Origin of the sequence: Pseudomonas sp. F01002 (assembly GCF_004402115.1) — a bacterium.
Classification (GTDB): Bacteria; Pseudomonadota; Gammaproteobacteria; order Pseudomonadales; family Pseudomonadaceae; genus Aquipseudomonas; species Aquipseudomonas frigoris.
The window spans coordinates 21,796-34,978 of record NZ_SOPU01000018.1 but is presented as its reverse complement, the minus strand read 5'-3'; the positions used below and the strand labels follow the sequence as shown (position 1 = coordinate 34,978).

Sequence of the window (13,183 nt, the reverse complement as noted above, 5' to 3'; positions counted from 1 at the left end):
ACGGCTAGCGCCGTCGGAGACCCTTGCAATGCCTGACCAAGATGTACGTTTGCAACACCTGAAAGTTTGGCTCGATGAGCAACTGGCTGCCCTCTTTGCAGAACAGGGTTGGGGTGCCGTACCCCCGGCCACGTTGACCGCGGCCAGTAGCGATGCGAGTTTTCGACGTTATTTCCGCTGGGAAGGCGAGGGCAGAAGCTTCGTCGTGATGGACGCGCCACCGCCCCAGGAAAACTGTAAACCCTTCGTGGATATCGCTTTTTTGCTGGCGAAATCCGGAATAAATGTTCCGAAAATTTATGCCGAAGACCTCGAACGTGGTTTTCTTTTGCTCAATGACCTGGGCAACAAGACTTACCTGGACGTGATCGACAGCGAAAATGCCGACGATTTGTTCAAGGATGCCCTGCAAGCGCTGCTGGCTTTTCAGCAGTTGCCGATGGTTGCACCGCTACCAAGTTATGACGTGGCGCTGCTGCGTCGCGAGCTGGAATTGTTCCCCGAGTGGTACGTGAAGCGCGAGTTGGGCATCGAGTTCGACTCGGCGCAGCAAATGCTCTGGCAGAACGTGACTGAGCTATTGATCGACAGCGCACTGGCCCAGCCTAAAGTGTTGGTGCACCGCGATTACATGCCGCGCAACCTGATGCTCAGCGAGCCAAATCCCGGTGTGCTGGATTTCCAGGACGCCGTCTATGGTCCCGTGACCTACGACGTGACCTGCCTGTTCAAGGATGCGTTCCTCAGCTGGCCCGAGGAGCGTGTGCGCGGCTGGCTGGAAGCTTACTGGCAGCAAGCGGGCGATCTCGGGATCCCGGTTCAGCCCGACTTCGAAGATTTCCTGCGTGCCAGTGACCTGATGGGCGTGCAGCGGCACCTGAAAGTGATCGGCATCTTCGCCCGCATCTGCCACCGTGACGGCAAGCCGCGCTATCTCGGCGACGTACCGCGCTTCTTTGCTTATATTGACGCCGTGATCGCCCGCCGTCCTGAACTGGCCGAGCTGGATGTGTTGCTGTTGAGTCTGCGTGCTGGAGCGAATGCATGAAGGCAATGATTCTGGCCGCAGGCAAAGGCGAGCGTATGCGCCCGCTGACCCTGACCACGCCGAAACCGCTGGTTCGCGCGGGCGGTATACCGTTGATCGAATATCATTTGAAAGCCTTGGCGGTGGCGGGGTTTACCGAGGTGGTGATCAACCATGCCTGGCTCGGCCAGCTGATCGAAAACTACCTGGGTGATGGCTCGCAATACGGCGTACGTATTCAGTACTCGCCGGAAGGTGAGCCGCTGGAAACCGGAGGCGGGATTTTCCGCGCGCTGCCGTTGCTGGGTGACGAGGCCTTTATGGTGGTCAACGGTGACATCTGGACCGACTACGACTTCAGCGTATTGCACCAACCCATCACCGGGCTGGCGCATTTGGTGTTGGCGGATAACCCTGCCCATCATCCGACCGGCGATTTCAGCCTGATCGGCGGGCAAGTACGCGACGGTCAACCGGACACTGCAACCCTGACCTACAGCGGCATCGCGGTCCTGCACCCGCAGCTGTTCGACGGTTGCTCCGCCGGCGCCTTCAAGCTTGCACCGCTGCTGCGCAAAGCCATGGCCGATGGGCACGTCACCGGCGAGCACTTGAATGGACATTGGGTGGATGTCGGCACTCACGAGCGTCTGGCTGAAGTCGAAACTCTGTTAGAAGCGAGACGCTGACATGCTGTGGCCAGGGACTCTGATTGGAGCCGGGGCGGGCTTTTTCATCGCCAGCATTCCGGGGGCCATGCTTGGCGCCTTGTTGGGGCAGGCGCTGGACCGGCACTTGCACTTACAGAGCTGGGCGCATTTGCGAGAAAAGCTCGGTGGCCGCTCGGTGCTGCGCAATGATGAACTGCTGTTTGTGTTGTTGGGACGGCTGGCCAAGAGCGATGGACGGGTGGTGGAAGGCCACATCCAGCAGGCCCGTCAGGAAATGCGCTCGCTGGACATGACCGAGTCGGCCCAGCGCCGGGCAATTGCCGCGTTTAATCGCGGCAAGTCGGGAGATGAACGGTTGCGCGGTTACCTGCGCCGCTTGAGTCATCAACCCCATGCCGCCGAAGGCGTCTTGCGCGCCTGTTGGCGGATGATCTGGGCTGATGGCCGCGCCGGCAGTGCAGAACGAGCGCTGATCAGGCAGTGGGGTAAATGGCTGGGCTGGACGTCACAACAGGTGCAGGCTCTGGCGGCTGATTACGAGCAGCACAAGTTTGCACAGGCCAGCAGCGCGCTGACCTATCAAGATGCTCTGCGGCTTTTGGGCGTTTCGGCGACCACCGAGCCGGCGCAGATCAAGCACGCCTACCGACGCCTGCTGAGTCGCCATCACCCGGACAAGATTGCCGGCAGCGGTGCGACGGCGCTGCAGGTGCGCGAAGCCACTGACAAGACTCGCGAACTGCATAGCGCCTACACATTGATTCGCGAGCGGCGGGATTTTCGGTAGTGGCCCGGAAGATCAAAAGATCGCAGCCTGCGGCAGCTCCTACAGGTGTACGCATAACCCGGTGTAGGAGCTGCCGCAGGCTGCGATCTTTTGCTTTTGCTTAATTCGCGTTCGGTGGGTTCAACCAGCCCCGCACCCGACGGAACAGTTGCTCTTGCTCAGCCTTGGAATTACCCGGCAGAGCCTTGAGCGAGACCTGACTGAACCCCGAAGTCTTCAACCGTTTGCTGGCTTGCAAGCGTTCCAGCGCCAGGTTGCGATCCAGCGGCTTGTCCATATAGAAGATGTCTGCGGTGGGCAGCTTCAGGGTCGGAGTCAGTTCGGCCAGCTCTGGTTTGGCTTTCACCGGCATCTGAGCGGCGACCATCACAAACTTCTCCACCTGCGAGGGCTGCTTCTCGCTCAGGTAGCGCGCGGCCCAGTAAGCGCCAGTGCCATGCCCCAGCACGACAATGCTGCGAGCGCTTTGCTGTTCGGCGTAGGCAATGGCGGCGTCGATGCGGGCGAAGATTCGTTCAGCGTCGGCTTTGGCCTGTTCCTCGGTGGTTTCGGCGATCGCCTTGTCCGCAACCTCCGCTTCACCGCCCGCCGCTTGTTCGATGGGCGCGGCGGTGGTCGAGTCTTTGCTGCCGGTGTCCGGGGCTTTTGGTGTGGGTGCCACTTCTGCGATACGCGGCGCAATGGCATCGCTTTGCAGGTCCGGCAAGGTGATACTCAGGCTGCTCCACTCGGCGTCCGGCAATTTACGTCGCAATGGACCTATTGCTTGCGGCCAGTCAACGGTTTCGCCGGCGCCCGGGATGATAATCACCGCGCCTTTGGGTTCGGCGGTATTGGCCGGTTTCCACAAGGCCAGAAACGTGTCGCTGCCCGCTTGCAGTTGCTGCTGTTCCTGAGCAGGGATCTGTCGCTCAAGTGCGTTCGTTTCTTCCTGACTACGCTCAAGCAGCGGCTGGCGCTCGACCGGTTTTTCTTCGGCGGGTGTTTCCGTAGTGGCAGGTACCGGGGTGGCAGCCTCGACAGAAAAGGCGCAAGGCAGGATCAGCGACAGGCACAATGCTGGCAGTGCCAGGCGGTAGACAGGGGGCATCGGATATTCCAGGCCAGAAGTTATTCCGGCAGCCTAATGGGTTGGTCAGTATTTGTCAGTGTGTGAGACTTCGATGATGCGTTTTCGCTGCCTGTGGGTTATCGGCTGTTTGTGGTTTCCCTTGATGGGCTGGGCGGCTCCCGCGCCACCGGTGCACGTCGCGCAGTTGTCCGCGGGCCAGCAGCAATGGCTGGCGCAACATGGCGAATTGCGCGTGGGGCTGGTGTTGCAAGTGCCCTACGCCCAATACGATCGCCGCTTGCAGCGTTTGTCCGGGGTCAATGTCGAGCTGATGAAGTGGCTGGCCAAGGCGCTCAAAGTCGAGCTGAGCTGGCGCAACTTTCCCGACCTGGCGCAGCTGGAAGACGCAGCGCGCGAGGGTGAAATCGACATCGCTCCGGGGCTGACCCAAACCCCCGGTGGCCTGCGGCTCTGGCAGTTTTCCGACCCGTATATGCGGGTGCCGCAACTGGTGGTCAGCGACCAGAAAAGCACCGGCGTGGTGGAGCTGGAAAAACTCGACAGCCAGACCCGCGTCGCCGTGCGCATGCCCGGCGCCACCGCCGATTACCTGCGCAGCAATTACCCGCACCTGAACCTTCAAGGCGTACCGATCGAGCGCCAGGCACTGCAACTGTTACTGAGTCAGCAGGCCAGTTACGCCGTGGTCGACGAAGCGCAGCTGGGGCGTTTGTCCGCCGAACCTGAGTTCGCCGGGCTGGTGGTGGTCGGTGATATCGGTCTGCCGCAACTGTTGCGGGTGGCCACACGCCGGGACTGGCCGGAGCTGGCCGGCATCGTCGAAAGCGCCTTGCGGGCGATCCCGGCCAAGGACCTGGAGCAGCTGCACAACCAATGGCTGCAACCCAAATACCCGCGCCTGACCGAGTCCCCTGGGTTCTGGCAAAACCTCAGTCTGTTGTTGGCGGTGCTGATGCTGAGCAGCATGGCCATCGTGTTCTGGCAGCGTCGGCAGCAGCACAGTCTTGAGCATCGTTTGCGGGCAGCGCGCGAGGACATTGCCCTGCGTGCCGCCAGCGAAGAAGCCTTGCGCCTCACGCAGTTTTCCATCGACCAGAGCACCGTCGGCATCCTTTGGGTGAACTGGGACAGCCATGTGCGCTACGCCAATCGCGCGGCCGAAACCATGCTGGGTTATCCGGCGGGCGGGATCATTGATCGGCCGCTGATCGACTTCGAACCCGGCTTGCACATGGACCGCTGGCTGAACCTGTGGAAACGCGCCCGGGCCAGCGAGGAAGGTCCGCAAAGTTTCGAAACCAACTGCATACGGGCGGATGGCAGCAATCTGCCGGTGGATGTTTCGCTGAGCTTTTTGCGGTTTCGCGACGGCGAATACCTGGTGGTTTACCTCAATGATGTCACCGAGCGCCGTCGTGCATTGGCCGCGTTGCAGGAAAGCGAGGCGCGGCTGCAAGGGATCGCCGCCAACGTTCCAGGACTGGTCTTTCGTCTGGAGCGGGCACCGGTGACGGGGCAGATCGACTTTGCCTACATCAGTGAAGGCAGCGAGAGCCTGGTGGGTTACTCACCGGTCACCCTGGCCCATCGCGACAAAGGCCTGCGCAGCCTGGTGCACCCGGACGACAAGGCCAGTTATCACCAAACCCAGGACCATGCGCTGGATACCGACAGTGACTGGTCGTGGCAGGGACGGATTCTCACCCGATCCGGCGAACAGCGCTGGGCCGAAATCAAAGCCATCACCCGCCGACTCGAAGACGGCGCCTATGTCTGGGACGGGATCGTCTGGGACATCAGCGAAAGCAAACGCATCGAACTGGAACTGGCCAGCTCTCGCGAGCAGCTGCGTGAGTTGTCCGCGCACCTGGAGAGCGTGCGGGAAGAGGAAAAGGCCCGCATCGCCCGGGAAGTTCACGACGAACTGGGTCAGATGCTCACCGTGCTGAAGCTGGAAACTTCCATGTGCGAACTGGCCTACGCGCAGCTCGACCCCGGTCTGAACGAACGTTTGAACAGCATGAAGCGCTTGATCGCTCAGCTGTTCCAACTGGTTCGCGATGTCGCCACGGCGCTGCGGCCGCCGATTCTCGACGCCGGGATTGCCTCGGCCATCGAGTGGCAGGCCCGCCGATTCGAGGCGCGCACGCAGATTCCGTGTCTGGTGCAGGTGCCGGAGAATCTGCCGGTGCTCAGTGATGCCAAGGCGATTGGCCTGTTCCGGATCCTTCAGGAAGCGCTGACCAATGTCATGCGCCATGCCCAGGCGCATACTGTCGAACTGACATTGGCGCTGGAAGGCGACGAGTTGTGTCTGACCGTCAGCGATGATGGCGTAGGATTTGTCCCCGCCACCGGTAGGTCAACATCCTTCGGGGTGGTCGGCATGCGCGAGCGAGTGTTGATCATGGGCGGGCAGTTGTCGCTTGAGAGTGAACCAGGTGAAGGCACGACCCTGAGCGTGCGAGTGCCGCTGGATGAAGCCTGAAGCATTTGTGGTGTCTGTGCTGACGTCTTCGCGAGCAAGCCCGCTTCCCACAGGGGGAACGCATTCCAAATGTGGGAGTGGGCTTGCTCGCGAATGATCTTGAATCTGGAGAAGAACGTGATCCGTGTACTGGTAGCCGAAGACCACACCATCGTCCGCGAAGGCATCAAGCAATTGATCGGCCTCGCCAAGGATTTGCTGGTGGTAGGGGAGGCGAGCAATGGCGAGCAGTTGCTCGAGACCTTGCGCCATGTTCCCTGCGAAGTGGTCTTGCTGGACATCTCCATGCCCGGGGTTAACGGTCTGGAGGCGATTCCAAGGATTCGTGCGCTGAACAATCCGCCGGCGATTCTGGTGTTGTCGATGCACGACGAAGCGCAAATGGCCGCCCGTGCGTTGAAGGTCGGCGCTGCGGGTTATGCGACGAAGGATAGCGATCCGGCGCTGCTGCTGACGGCGATCCGCAAGGTCGCGGCGGGCGGGCGCTACATCGACCCGGACCTGGCCGACCGCATGGTCTTTGAAGTCGGCCTGACCGATTCGCGGCCGTTGCACTCGTTGCTGTCCGAGCGCGAATTCTCGGTATTCGAACGCCTGGCCCAGGGCGCCAACGTCAACGACATCGCCCAGCAACTGGCCTTGAGCAGCAAAACCATCAGCACCCACAAGGCGCGGCTGATGCAGAAACTCAACATCACCTCCCTGGCGGAACTGGTGAAGTACGCCATGGAGCACAAACTGCTCTGATGCTGCACGCGATCCCGTGTAGGAGCTGCCGAAGGCTGCGATCTTTTGATCGTGCTCTACAGCGATAGTGAGGGCGCCAAAAGATCGCAGCCTTCGGCAGCTCCTACATGACCGCGTCCACGTATCCATTTGCGACATACCTTTAAAGCCGCTTTTGCCCGTTCTTGCGGCTTGCAGCTTCAAGATTGCCGCTGCCCCTATCCATCCCCGCCATCCTTGTAGGGCAATCCCTACCCCCAACCTTCCATCCCGCTGAGGCGATTCTCTCCTGCGCCCCGATTTGCGTGGTCGGCAGCGTCCACTAGGCTTAGTCCACAGCAGTCATCAACAACAAAGGTGTGGGTATGAGCCAGGTCGATTCAAGCGCAGGGGCCAATGACATTCTGGTCAGCTTTCGTGGAGTGCAAAAAAGCTACGACGGCGAGAACCTGATCGTCAAAGACCTCAACCTGGATATTCGCAAAGGCGAATTCCTCACTTTGCTCGGGCCCTCCGGCTCCGGCAAGACCACCAGCCTGATGATGCTCGCCGGTTTCGAAACGCCGACCGCTGGCGAAATCCAGCTGGCCGGGCGTTCCATCAACAACGTGCCGCCACACAAACGCGACATCGGCATGGTGTTCCAGAACTACGCGTTGTTCCCGCACATGACGGTCGCCGAGAACCTGGCATTCCCGCTGACCGTGCGCGGTCTGAACAAGAGCGATGTCAGCGACAAGGTCAAAAAAGTCCTGAGCATGGTTCAGCTCGACACCTTCGCCCAGCGTTATCCGGCACAACTGTCCGGCGGTCAGCAGCAGCGTGTGGCCCTGGCCCGCGCCTTGGTGTTCGAACCGCAACTGGTGCTGATGGACGAGCCCCTCGGTGCACTCGACAAACAACTGCGTGAACACATGCAGATGGAAATCAAGCACCTGCACCAGCGCCTCGGCGTGACCGTAGTCTACGTGACCCACGACCAGGGCGAAGCCCTGACCATGTCCGACCGCGTTGCCGTGTTCCACCAGGGCGAGATTCAGCAGATCGCGCCGCCGCGCACTTTGTACGAAGAGCCGAAAAACACCTTCGTCGCCAACTTCATTGGCGAGAACAACCGCCTCAATGGCCGCTTGCACAGCCAGACCGGCGACCGCTGCATCGTCGAACTCGGTCGTGGTGAAAAGGTTGAAGCGCTGGCGGTCAACGTCGGCAAGACCGGCGAACCCGTCACGCTGTCGATTCGCCCGGAACGCGTCAGCCTCAACGGCTCCAGCGAGTCCTGCGTCAACCGCTTCTCCGGGCGGGTGGCGGAATTCATCTATCTGGGCGACCACGTCCGGGTTCGCCTGGAAGTCTGCGGCAAGACTGATTTTTTTGTGAAACAACCGATTGCCGAGCTCGATCCCGCGCTGGCCGTCGGCGACGTGGTACCGCTTGGCTGGCAGGTCGAACACGTTCGCGCGCTCGACCCACTTCTAGAGGCGCATTGATCGCCCCCCTGCTTCAACAACACCAACCCTGCACGTGGAGAGAACAATAAATGTTGAGATCCCTGAAATTCACCGCTTTGGTCATGGGCATGATCGGCGCGGCACACGCAATGGCGGCGGGCCCGGACCTGACCGTGGTGTCCTTTGGCGGGGCGAACAAGGCGGCGCAGGTCAAAGCCTTCTACGCACCGTGGGAAGCGGCAGGTAACGGCAAGATCGTGGCGGGCGAGTACAACGGCGAGATGGCCAAGGTCAAAGCCATGGTCGACACCAAAAGCGTGTCCTGGGACCTGGTAGAAGTTGAATCGCCAGAACTGTCCCGTGGTTGCGACGAAGACATGTTCGAGCAGCTTGATCCGAAGTTGTTCGGCAAGTCCGAAGACTACGTCAAAGGCGCCATCCAGCCATGCGGCGTGGGCTTCTTCGTGTGGTCGACCGTGCTGGCCTACAACGCCGACAAACTGGCTTCCGCACCGACCAGCTGGGTGGATTTCTGGGACACCAAGAAATTCCCGGGCAAACGTGGCCTGCGCAAAGGCGCCAAGTACACCCTGGAATTCGCTCTGATGGCCGACGGCGTTGCGCCGAAAGACGTCTACAAAGTGCTGGCCGGCAAAGATGGCCAGGACCGCGCGTTCAAGAAACTCGATGAGCTCAAGCCAAGCATCCAGTGGTGGGAAGCCGGCGCACAGCCGCCGCAGTATCTCGCTTCCGGTGACGTGGTTATGAGCTCGGCCTACAACGGCCGGATCGCTGCCGTGCAGAAAGAAAGCAACCTGAAAGTCGTGTGGAACGGCGGTATCTACGACTTTGACGCATGGGCCATTCCAAAAGGTTTGGATAAAGCACGTGCTGAAGCGGCGAAGAAATTCATCGCGTTCTCGGTGCAGCCGCAGCAGCAGAAGACCTACTCGGAAAACATCGCCTACGGCCCGGCCAACACCCAAGCCGTACCGTTGCTGGCAAAGGATGTCCTCAAAGACATGCCGACCACCCCGGAAAACATCGCCAACCAGGTGCAGATCGACGTCAGCTTCTGGGCTGACAACGGTGAGCAACTGGAACAGCGCTTCAATTCCTGGGCTGCGAAGTAAGCAATACCCTGTGGTTTGAACACCGCAATCCTTGTGGGAGCGAGCTTGCTCGCGATAGCAGTGGGTCAGTCAACATTGATGTTGAATGTAATGCCCCCATCGCGAGCAAGCTCGCTCCCACAGGTTGTTTGTATGCCTCTGCAACGATCAAAGATTTCCGGAGTACGCCATGGCCACCGCCATTCCCCTGAACGCGGGCACTGACCCCACCTTGAAGCAGCGGCTCAAGCACGCCGAGCGGATCAACCGCTGGAAAGCCCAGGCCTTGATCGCGCCATTGGTGTTGTTTCTGTTGCTGGTGTTTCTGGTGCCCATCGTGGCGCTGCTCTACAAAAGTGTCGGTAACCCGGAAGTGGTCGGCGGCATGCCGCGCACCGTGGCGGCTATCGCCAGTTGGGATGGCCGAGGCCTGCCCGCTGAACCGGTTTACAAGGCAGCCAGCGAAGACCTCGCTGAAGCCCGCAAGAATCAGACCCTGGGCGATTTGTCCAAGCGCTTGAACATGGAGTTGGCCGGCTACCGCAGCCTGCTGACCAAAACCGCACGTGCCTTACCGTTCGCCACCGAACCGGCCTCCTATAAAGAAGCGCTGGAAGGTCTCGACGAGCGCTGGGGCGACCCGGCCTACTGGCAAGCCGTGCGCCGCAACACCAGCAGCATCACGCCTTATTACTTGCTGGCGGCAGTCGATCACCGTATCGACGACCTCGGCGAAGTCGCCCCGGCCACGCCCGATCAGGCGATCTACCTCGACATCTTCGCCCGGACGTTCTGGATGGGGCTGATCATCACCGTGATCTGCCTGCTGCTGGCTTATCCGTTGGCCTACCTGCTGGCGAACCTGCCGTCACGGCAAAGCAACCTGCTGATGATTCTGGTGCTGCTGCCGTTCTGGACTTCGATCCTGGTGCGGGTCGCCGCGTGGATCGTGTTGCTGCAATCGGGTGGCTTGATCAACAGCGGCCTCATGGCGATGGGCATCATCGATAAACCGCTGGAGCTGGTGTTCAACCGCACCGGGGTTTACATCTCCATGGTGCACATCCTGCTGCCGTTCATGATTCTGCCGATCTACAGCGTGATGAAAGGCATCTCGCCGACTTACATGCGGGCCGCGATTTCCCTCGGCTGCCACCCGTTCGCCAGTTTCTGGCGGGTGTACTTCCCGCAGACCTATGCCGGTGTCGGCGCCGGTTGCCTGTTGGTGTTCATCCTCGCCATCGGCTACTACATCACCCCGGCCTTGCTGGGCAGCCCGAACGATCAGATGGTCAGCTACTTCGTCGCCTTCTACACCAACACCAGCATCAACTGGGGCATGGCGACCGCACTCGGTGGGCTGCTGCTGTTGGCGACCGTGGTGCTTTATCTGATTTACAGCTGGCTGGTGGGCGCCAGTCGCCTGCGCCTGAGCTAAGGGGAGAACGAAATGCTGAGTCCTTATATGTCGCCCATTGAGCGGGTGTGGTTCTACAGCTTGCGCATTCTCTGCGGGCTGGTTCTGTTGTTCCTGATTCTGCCGGTGCTGGTGATTATTCCGCTGTCGTTCAACTCCGGGAGTTTTCTGGTGTACCCGTTGCAAGGCTTTTCGCTGCACTGGTACCAGGATTTCTTCGCTTCGGCCGAGTGGATGCGTTCGCTGAAGAACAGCATCATCGTTGCTCCGGCGGCGACGGTGTTGGCGATGATCTTCGGTACGCTGGCGGCCATCGGCCTGACGCGGGGCGACTTCCCCGGCAAGCCGCTGGTGATGGCGCTGGTGATTTCGCCGATGGTGGTACCGGTAGTGATCATTGGTGTGGCCAGTTACCTGACCTTTGCCCCGCTGGGATTTGGTAACAGCTATATCTCGCTGATCGTCGTGCACGCCGTATTGGGTGTGCCGTTTGTGATCATCACGGTGTCGGCGACGTTGCAGGGGTTCAATCAGAATCTGGTGCGTGCTGCGGCGAGCCTGGGTGCTTCGCCGCTGACGGCGTTCCGTCGAGTGACCTTGCCGCTGATTGCGCCTGGCGTGATTTCCGGTGCGCTGTTTGCCTTCGCCACTTCGTTCGATGAAGTGGTGGTGACGCTGTTCCTCGCAGGTCCTGAACAAGCGACCCTGCCACGGCAGATGTTCAGCGGCATCCGCGAAAACCTCAGCCCGACCATCGCGGCGGCTGCAACGCTGTTGATTGCCTTCTCGGTGATCCTGCTGCTGACCCTGGAATGGCTGCGCGGCCGTAGCGAAAAACTGCGTACCGCCCAGGTCTGAAGCTTCACGCGGTCAAAATGTGGGAGCGGGCTTGCTCACGAAAGCGGTGGATCAGTCGACATCTATTGTGAATGTCACTCCGCATTCGCGAGCAAGTCTAATCGTCGCACCGCCGCTCCCACATTGGATCTTCACTGTGTCATGGTCATTCATGGCCTGAATAGCAGACAAACCCCAATCCCCAGCTACTCTTGTGCCCAGCTCCCCTATCTATAAGAGGCTGCGCACATGAGTCTTTCCTCTTTCAAAATCGCTCACAAACTGATCACCGGCGCAGGTGCCATCGAGCAGCTGGCGGCTGAGCTGACACGCCTGGACATCGACAACCCGCTGATCGTCACCGACGCCGCACTGGTCAAGTCCGGCACGGTCGAGCTGGCGCTGGCGCAGCTGGGCGATAGAGCCTACGAAATTTTCGACCGTGTGCTGCCAGACCCGGAAATCGCCATCGTCGAAGACTGCATGCGGGTCTACCGCGAAGGCGGGCACGACGGACTGATCGGCCTGGGCGGCGGCAGTGCCATCGACATCGCTAAAAGTGTCGCGGCCTACGCCGGTTATCACGGGACGCTGGAGGATCTGTTCGGCATCGATCAGGTGCCGCGCAAAGGCCCGCCGCTGATCGCCATTCCGACCACCGCGGGCACCGGCTCGGAAGTTACTAACGTGGCGATCCTCTCCGACAAGGTCGCGCAGCTGAAGAAAGGCATCGTCAGCGACTATCTATTACCGGACGTGGCGCTGGTCAGCCCGCAAATGACCCTGACCTGTCCACGCAGTGTCACTGCCGCCAGTGGCGTCGATGCACTGGTGCACGCCATCGAATCCTATCTGTCATTGAACGCTTCACCGATTACCGACGCGCTGGCCATCGGCGCCATCAAGCTCATCGCCAAGGCGCTGCCCAAGGCTTACGCCAATCCGTCCAATCTCCAGGCCCGCGAAGACATGGCTACCGCCAGCCTGATGGCCGGCATGGCGTTTGGTAATGCCGGGGTCGGCGCGGTGCACGCGCTGGCGTATCCGCTGGGCGGCCGTTTCAACATTGCCCATGGCGTCAGCAACGCCTTGCTGCTGCCGTATGTCATGACCTGGAACAAAATGGCCTGCGTGGAGCGCATGCAAGATATCGCCGAGGCCATGGGGGTGAAGACCGCTCATCTGAGCGCCAATGACGCGGCGGACAAGGCCGTAGAGGCGATGACCGAGTTGTGCGCTGCGGTGGAAATCCCGCCGGGACTGCGCAGCTTCGGCGTTCCCGAAGACGCCATCCCGGCCATGGCCGTCGAAGCGGCGGGAATTGAGCGCCTGATGCGCAACAATCCGCGCAAATTGAGTGCCGTCGATATCGAGAAGATCTACCGAGCGGCTTACTAGGGCCTGCCATCCATTATTTTCTGTGCCGCGCCGGGTCTGCTGTTGCGCAGGGCAAGGCGCGAGGAGCGTGGTTTGGTCATTCCAAATAAGCACCGAGCAACGCAGCCCTGCGCAACAGCAGGCCCGGCCCTTCGGGTTGTGTCTGAAAGCGGGCCAGGCTGCGTTGCAGTCCTTGGCAAGGGAACAACCATTACCGG

At 60.6% G+C, this 13,183-nt stretch carries 11 protein-coding genes; 10 read left to right on the top strand and 1 reads right to left on the bottom strand.

What is annotated here, in order from left to right:
• Window positions 1–28 precede the first annotated feature (28 nt).
• Genes E3W21_RS13925 through E3W21_RS13915 form a run of 3 tightly spaced genes read left to right on the top strand, consistent with a single transcriptional unit; the run spans window position 29 to window position 2,485 of the window.
• Window positions 29–1,048: an aminoglycoside phosphotransferase family protein gene (locus tag E3W21_RS13925; RefSeq protein WP_134420442.1), complete on the top strand. Its 1,020-nt coding sequence runs from the start codon at window positions 29–31 to the stop codon at window positions 1,046–1,048.
• Window positions 1,045–1,716, top strand: coding sequence for an N-acetylmuramate alpha-1-phosphate uridylyltransferase MurU (gene murU, locus E3W21_RS13920; RefSeq protein ID WP_134420440.1), 672 nt, complete (start codon window positions 1,045–1,047; stop codon window positions 1,714–1,716). Before E3W21_RS13925 ends, murU begins: the two co-directional genes overlap by 4 nt.
• A gap of 1 nt (window position 1,717) precedes the next feature.
• Window positions 1,718–2,485 carry a TerB family tellurite resistance protein gene (locus E3W21_RS13915; RefSeq protein ID WP_134420438.1) on the top strand — a complete coding sequence of 256 codons (768 nt, stop codon included), beginning with the start codon at window positions 1,718–1,720 and terminating at the stop codon, window positions 2,483–2,485.
• 100 nt (window positions 2,486–2,585) lie between these two features.
• Here the strand turns inward: E3W21_RS13915 and E3W21_RS13910 are convergent, their stop codons facing one another.
• Complete coding sequence (locus E3W21_RS13910) at window positions 2,586–3,575, bottom strand: alpha/beta hydrolase family protein (protein WP_134420436.1); 990 nt, start codon at window positions 3,573–3,575, stop codon at window positions 2,586–2,588.
• Between the two features lie 73 nt (window positions 3,576–3,648).
• Here E3W21_RS13910 and E3W21_RS13905 point away from each other — a divergent pair, with 73 nt between their 5' ends.
• From E3W21_RS13905 to E3W21_RS13860, 7 genes are all read left to right on the top strand, one after another.
• On the top strand, window positions 3,649–6,045 hold the full coding sequence (locus tag E3W21_RS13905; protein ID WP_134420434.1) for a PAS domain S-box protein: 2,397 nt from the start codon (window positions 3,649–3,651) through the stop codon (window positions 6,043–6,045).
• A 93-nt stretch (window positions 6,046–6,138) separates the two neighbouring features.
• Window positions 6,139–6,792: a response regulator transcription factor gene (locus tag E3W21_RS13900; RefSeq protein WP_178082239.1), complete on the top strand. Its 654-nt coding sequence runs from the start codon at window positions 6,139–6,141 to the stop codon at window positions 6,790–6,792.
• Window positions 6,793–7,136: 344 nt separating this feature from the next.
• Window positions 7,137–8,261: an ABC transporter ATP-binding protein gene (locus E3W21_RS13890; protein WP_129440716.1), complete on the top strand. Its 1,125-nt coding sequence runs from the start codon at window positions 7,137–7,139 to the stop codon at window positions 8,259–8,261.
• 50 nt (window positions 8,262–8,311) lie between these two features.
• Window positions 8,312–9,355, top strand: a complete 1,044-nt coding sequence (locus E3W21_RS13885; protein ID WP_056741315.1) for an ABC transporter substrate-binding protein — start codon at window positions 8,312–8,314, stop codon at window positions 9,353–9,355.
• Between the two features lie 169 nt (window positions 9,356–9,524).
• Window positions 9,525–10,772, top strand: a complete 1,248-nt coding sequence (locus tag E3W21_RS13875; protein ID WP_134420430.1) for an ABC transporter permease — start codon at window positions 9,525–9,527, stop codon at window positions 10,770–10,772.
• Between the two features lie 12 nt (window positions 10,773–10,784).
• Window positions 10,785–11,609, top strand: a complete 825-nt coding sequence (locus tag E3W21_RS13870; protein WP_056741317.1) for an ABC transporter permease — start codon at window positions 10,785–10,787, stop codon at window positions 11,607–11,609.
• 228 nt (window positions 11,610–11,837) lie between these two features.
• Complete coding sequence (locus E3W21_RS13860) at window positions 11,838–12,986, top strand: iron-containing alcohol dehydrogenase (RefSeq protein WP_134420428.1); 1,149 nt, start codon at window positions 11,838–11,840, stop codon at window positions 12,984–12,986.
• Window positions 12,987–13,183 lie beyond the last annotated feature (197 nt).

Bases quoted from the DNA above. Each gene is read 5' to 3' on its own strand.
- E3W21_RS13870 (WP_056741317.1), top strand. From the start codon at position 10,785: ATGCTGAGTCCTTATATGTCGCCCATTGAGCGGGTGTGGTTCTACAGC.
- E3W21_RS13860 (WP_134420428.1), top strand. From the start codon at position 11,838: ATGAGTCTTTCCTCTTTCAAAATCGCTCACAAACTGATCACCGGCGCA.
- E3W21_RS13915 (WP_134420438.1), top strand. From the start codon at position 1,718: ATGCTGTGGCCAGGGACTCTGATTGGAGCCGGGGCGGGCTTTTTCATC.
- E3W21_RS13900 (WP_178082239.1), top strand. From the start codon at position 6,139: ATGATCTTGAATCTGGAGAAGAACGTGATCCGTGTACTGGTAGCCGAA.
- E3W21_RS13875 (WP_134420430.1), top strand. From the start codon at position 9,525: ATGGCCACCGCCATTCCCCTGAACGCGGGCACTGACCCCACCTTGAAG.
- murU (WP_134420440.1), top strand. From the start codon at position 1,045: ATGAAGGCAATGATTCTGGCCGCAGGCAAAGGCGAGCGTATGCGCCCG.
- E3W21_RS13905 (WP_134420434.1), top strand. From the start codon at position 3,649: ATGATGCGTTTTCGCTGCCTGTGGGTTATCGGCTGTTTGTGGTTTCCC.
- E3W21_RS13910 (WP_134420436.1), bottom strand. From the start codon at position 3,575: ATGCCCCCTGTCTACCGCCTGGCACTGCCAGCATTGTGCCTGTCGCTG.
- E3W21_RS13925 (WP_134420442.1), top strand. From the start codon at position 29: ATGCCTGACCAAGATGTACGTTTGCAACACCTGAAAGTTTGGCTCGAT.
- E3W21_RS13890 (WP_129440716.1), top strand. From the start codon at position 7,137: ATGAGCCAGGTCGATTCAAGCGCAGGGGCCAATGACATTCTGGTCAGC.
- E3W21_RS13885 (WP_056741315.1), top strand. From the start codon at position 8,312: ATGTTGAGATCCCTGAAATTCACCGCTTTGGTCATGGGCATGATCGGC.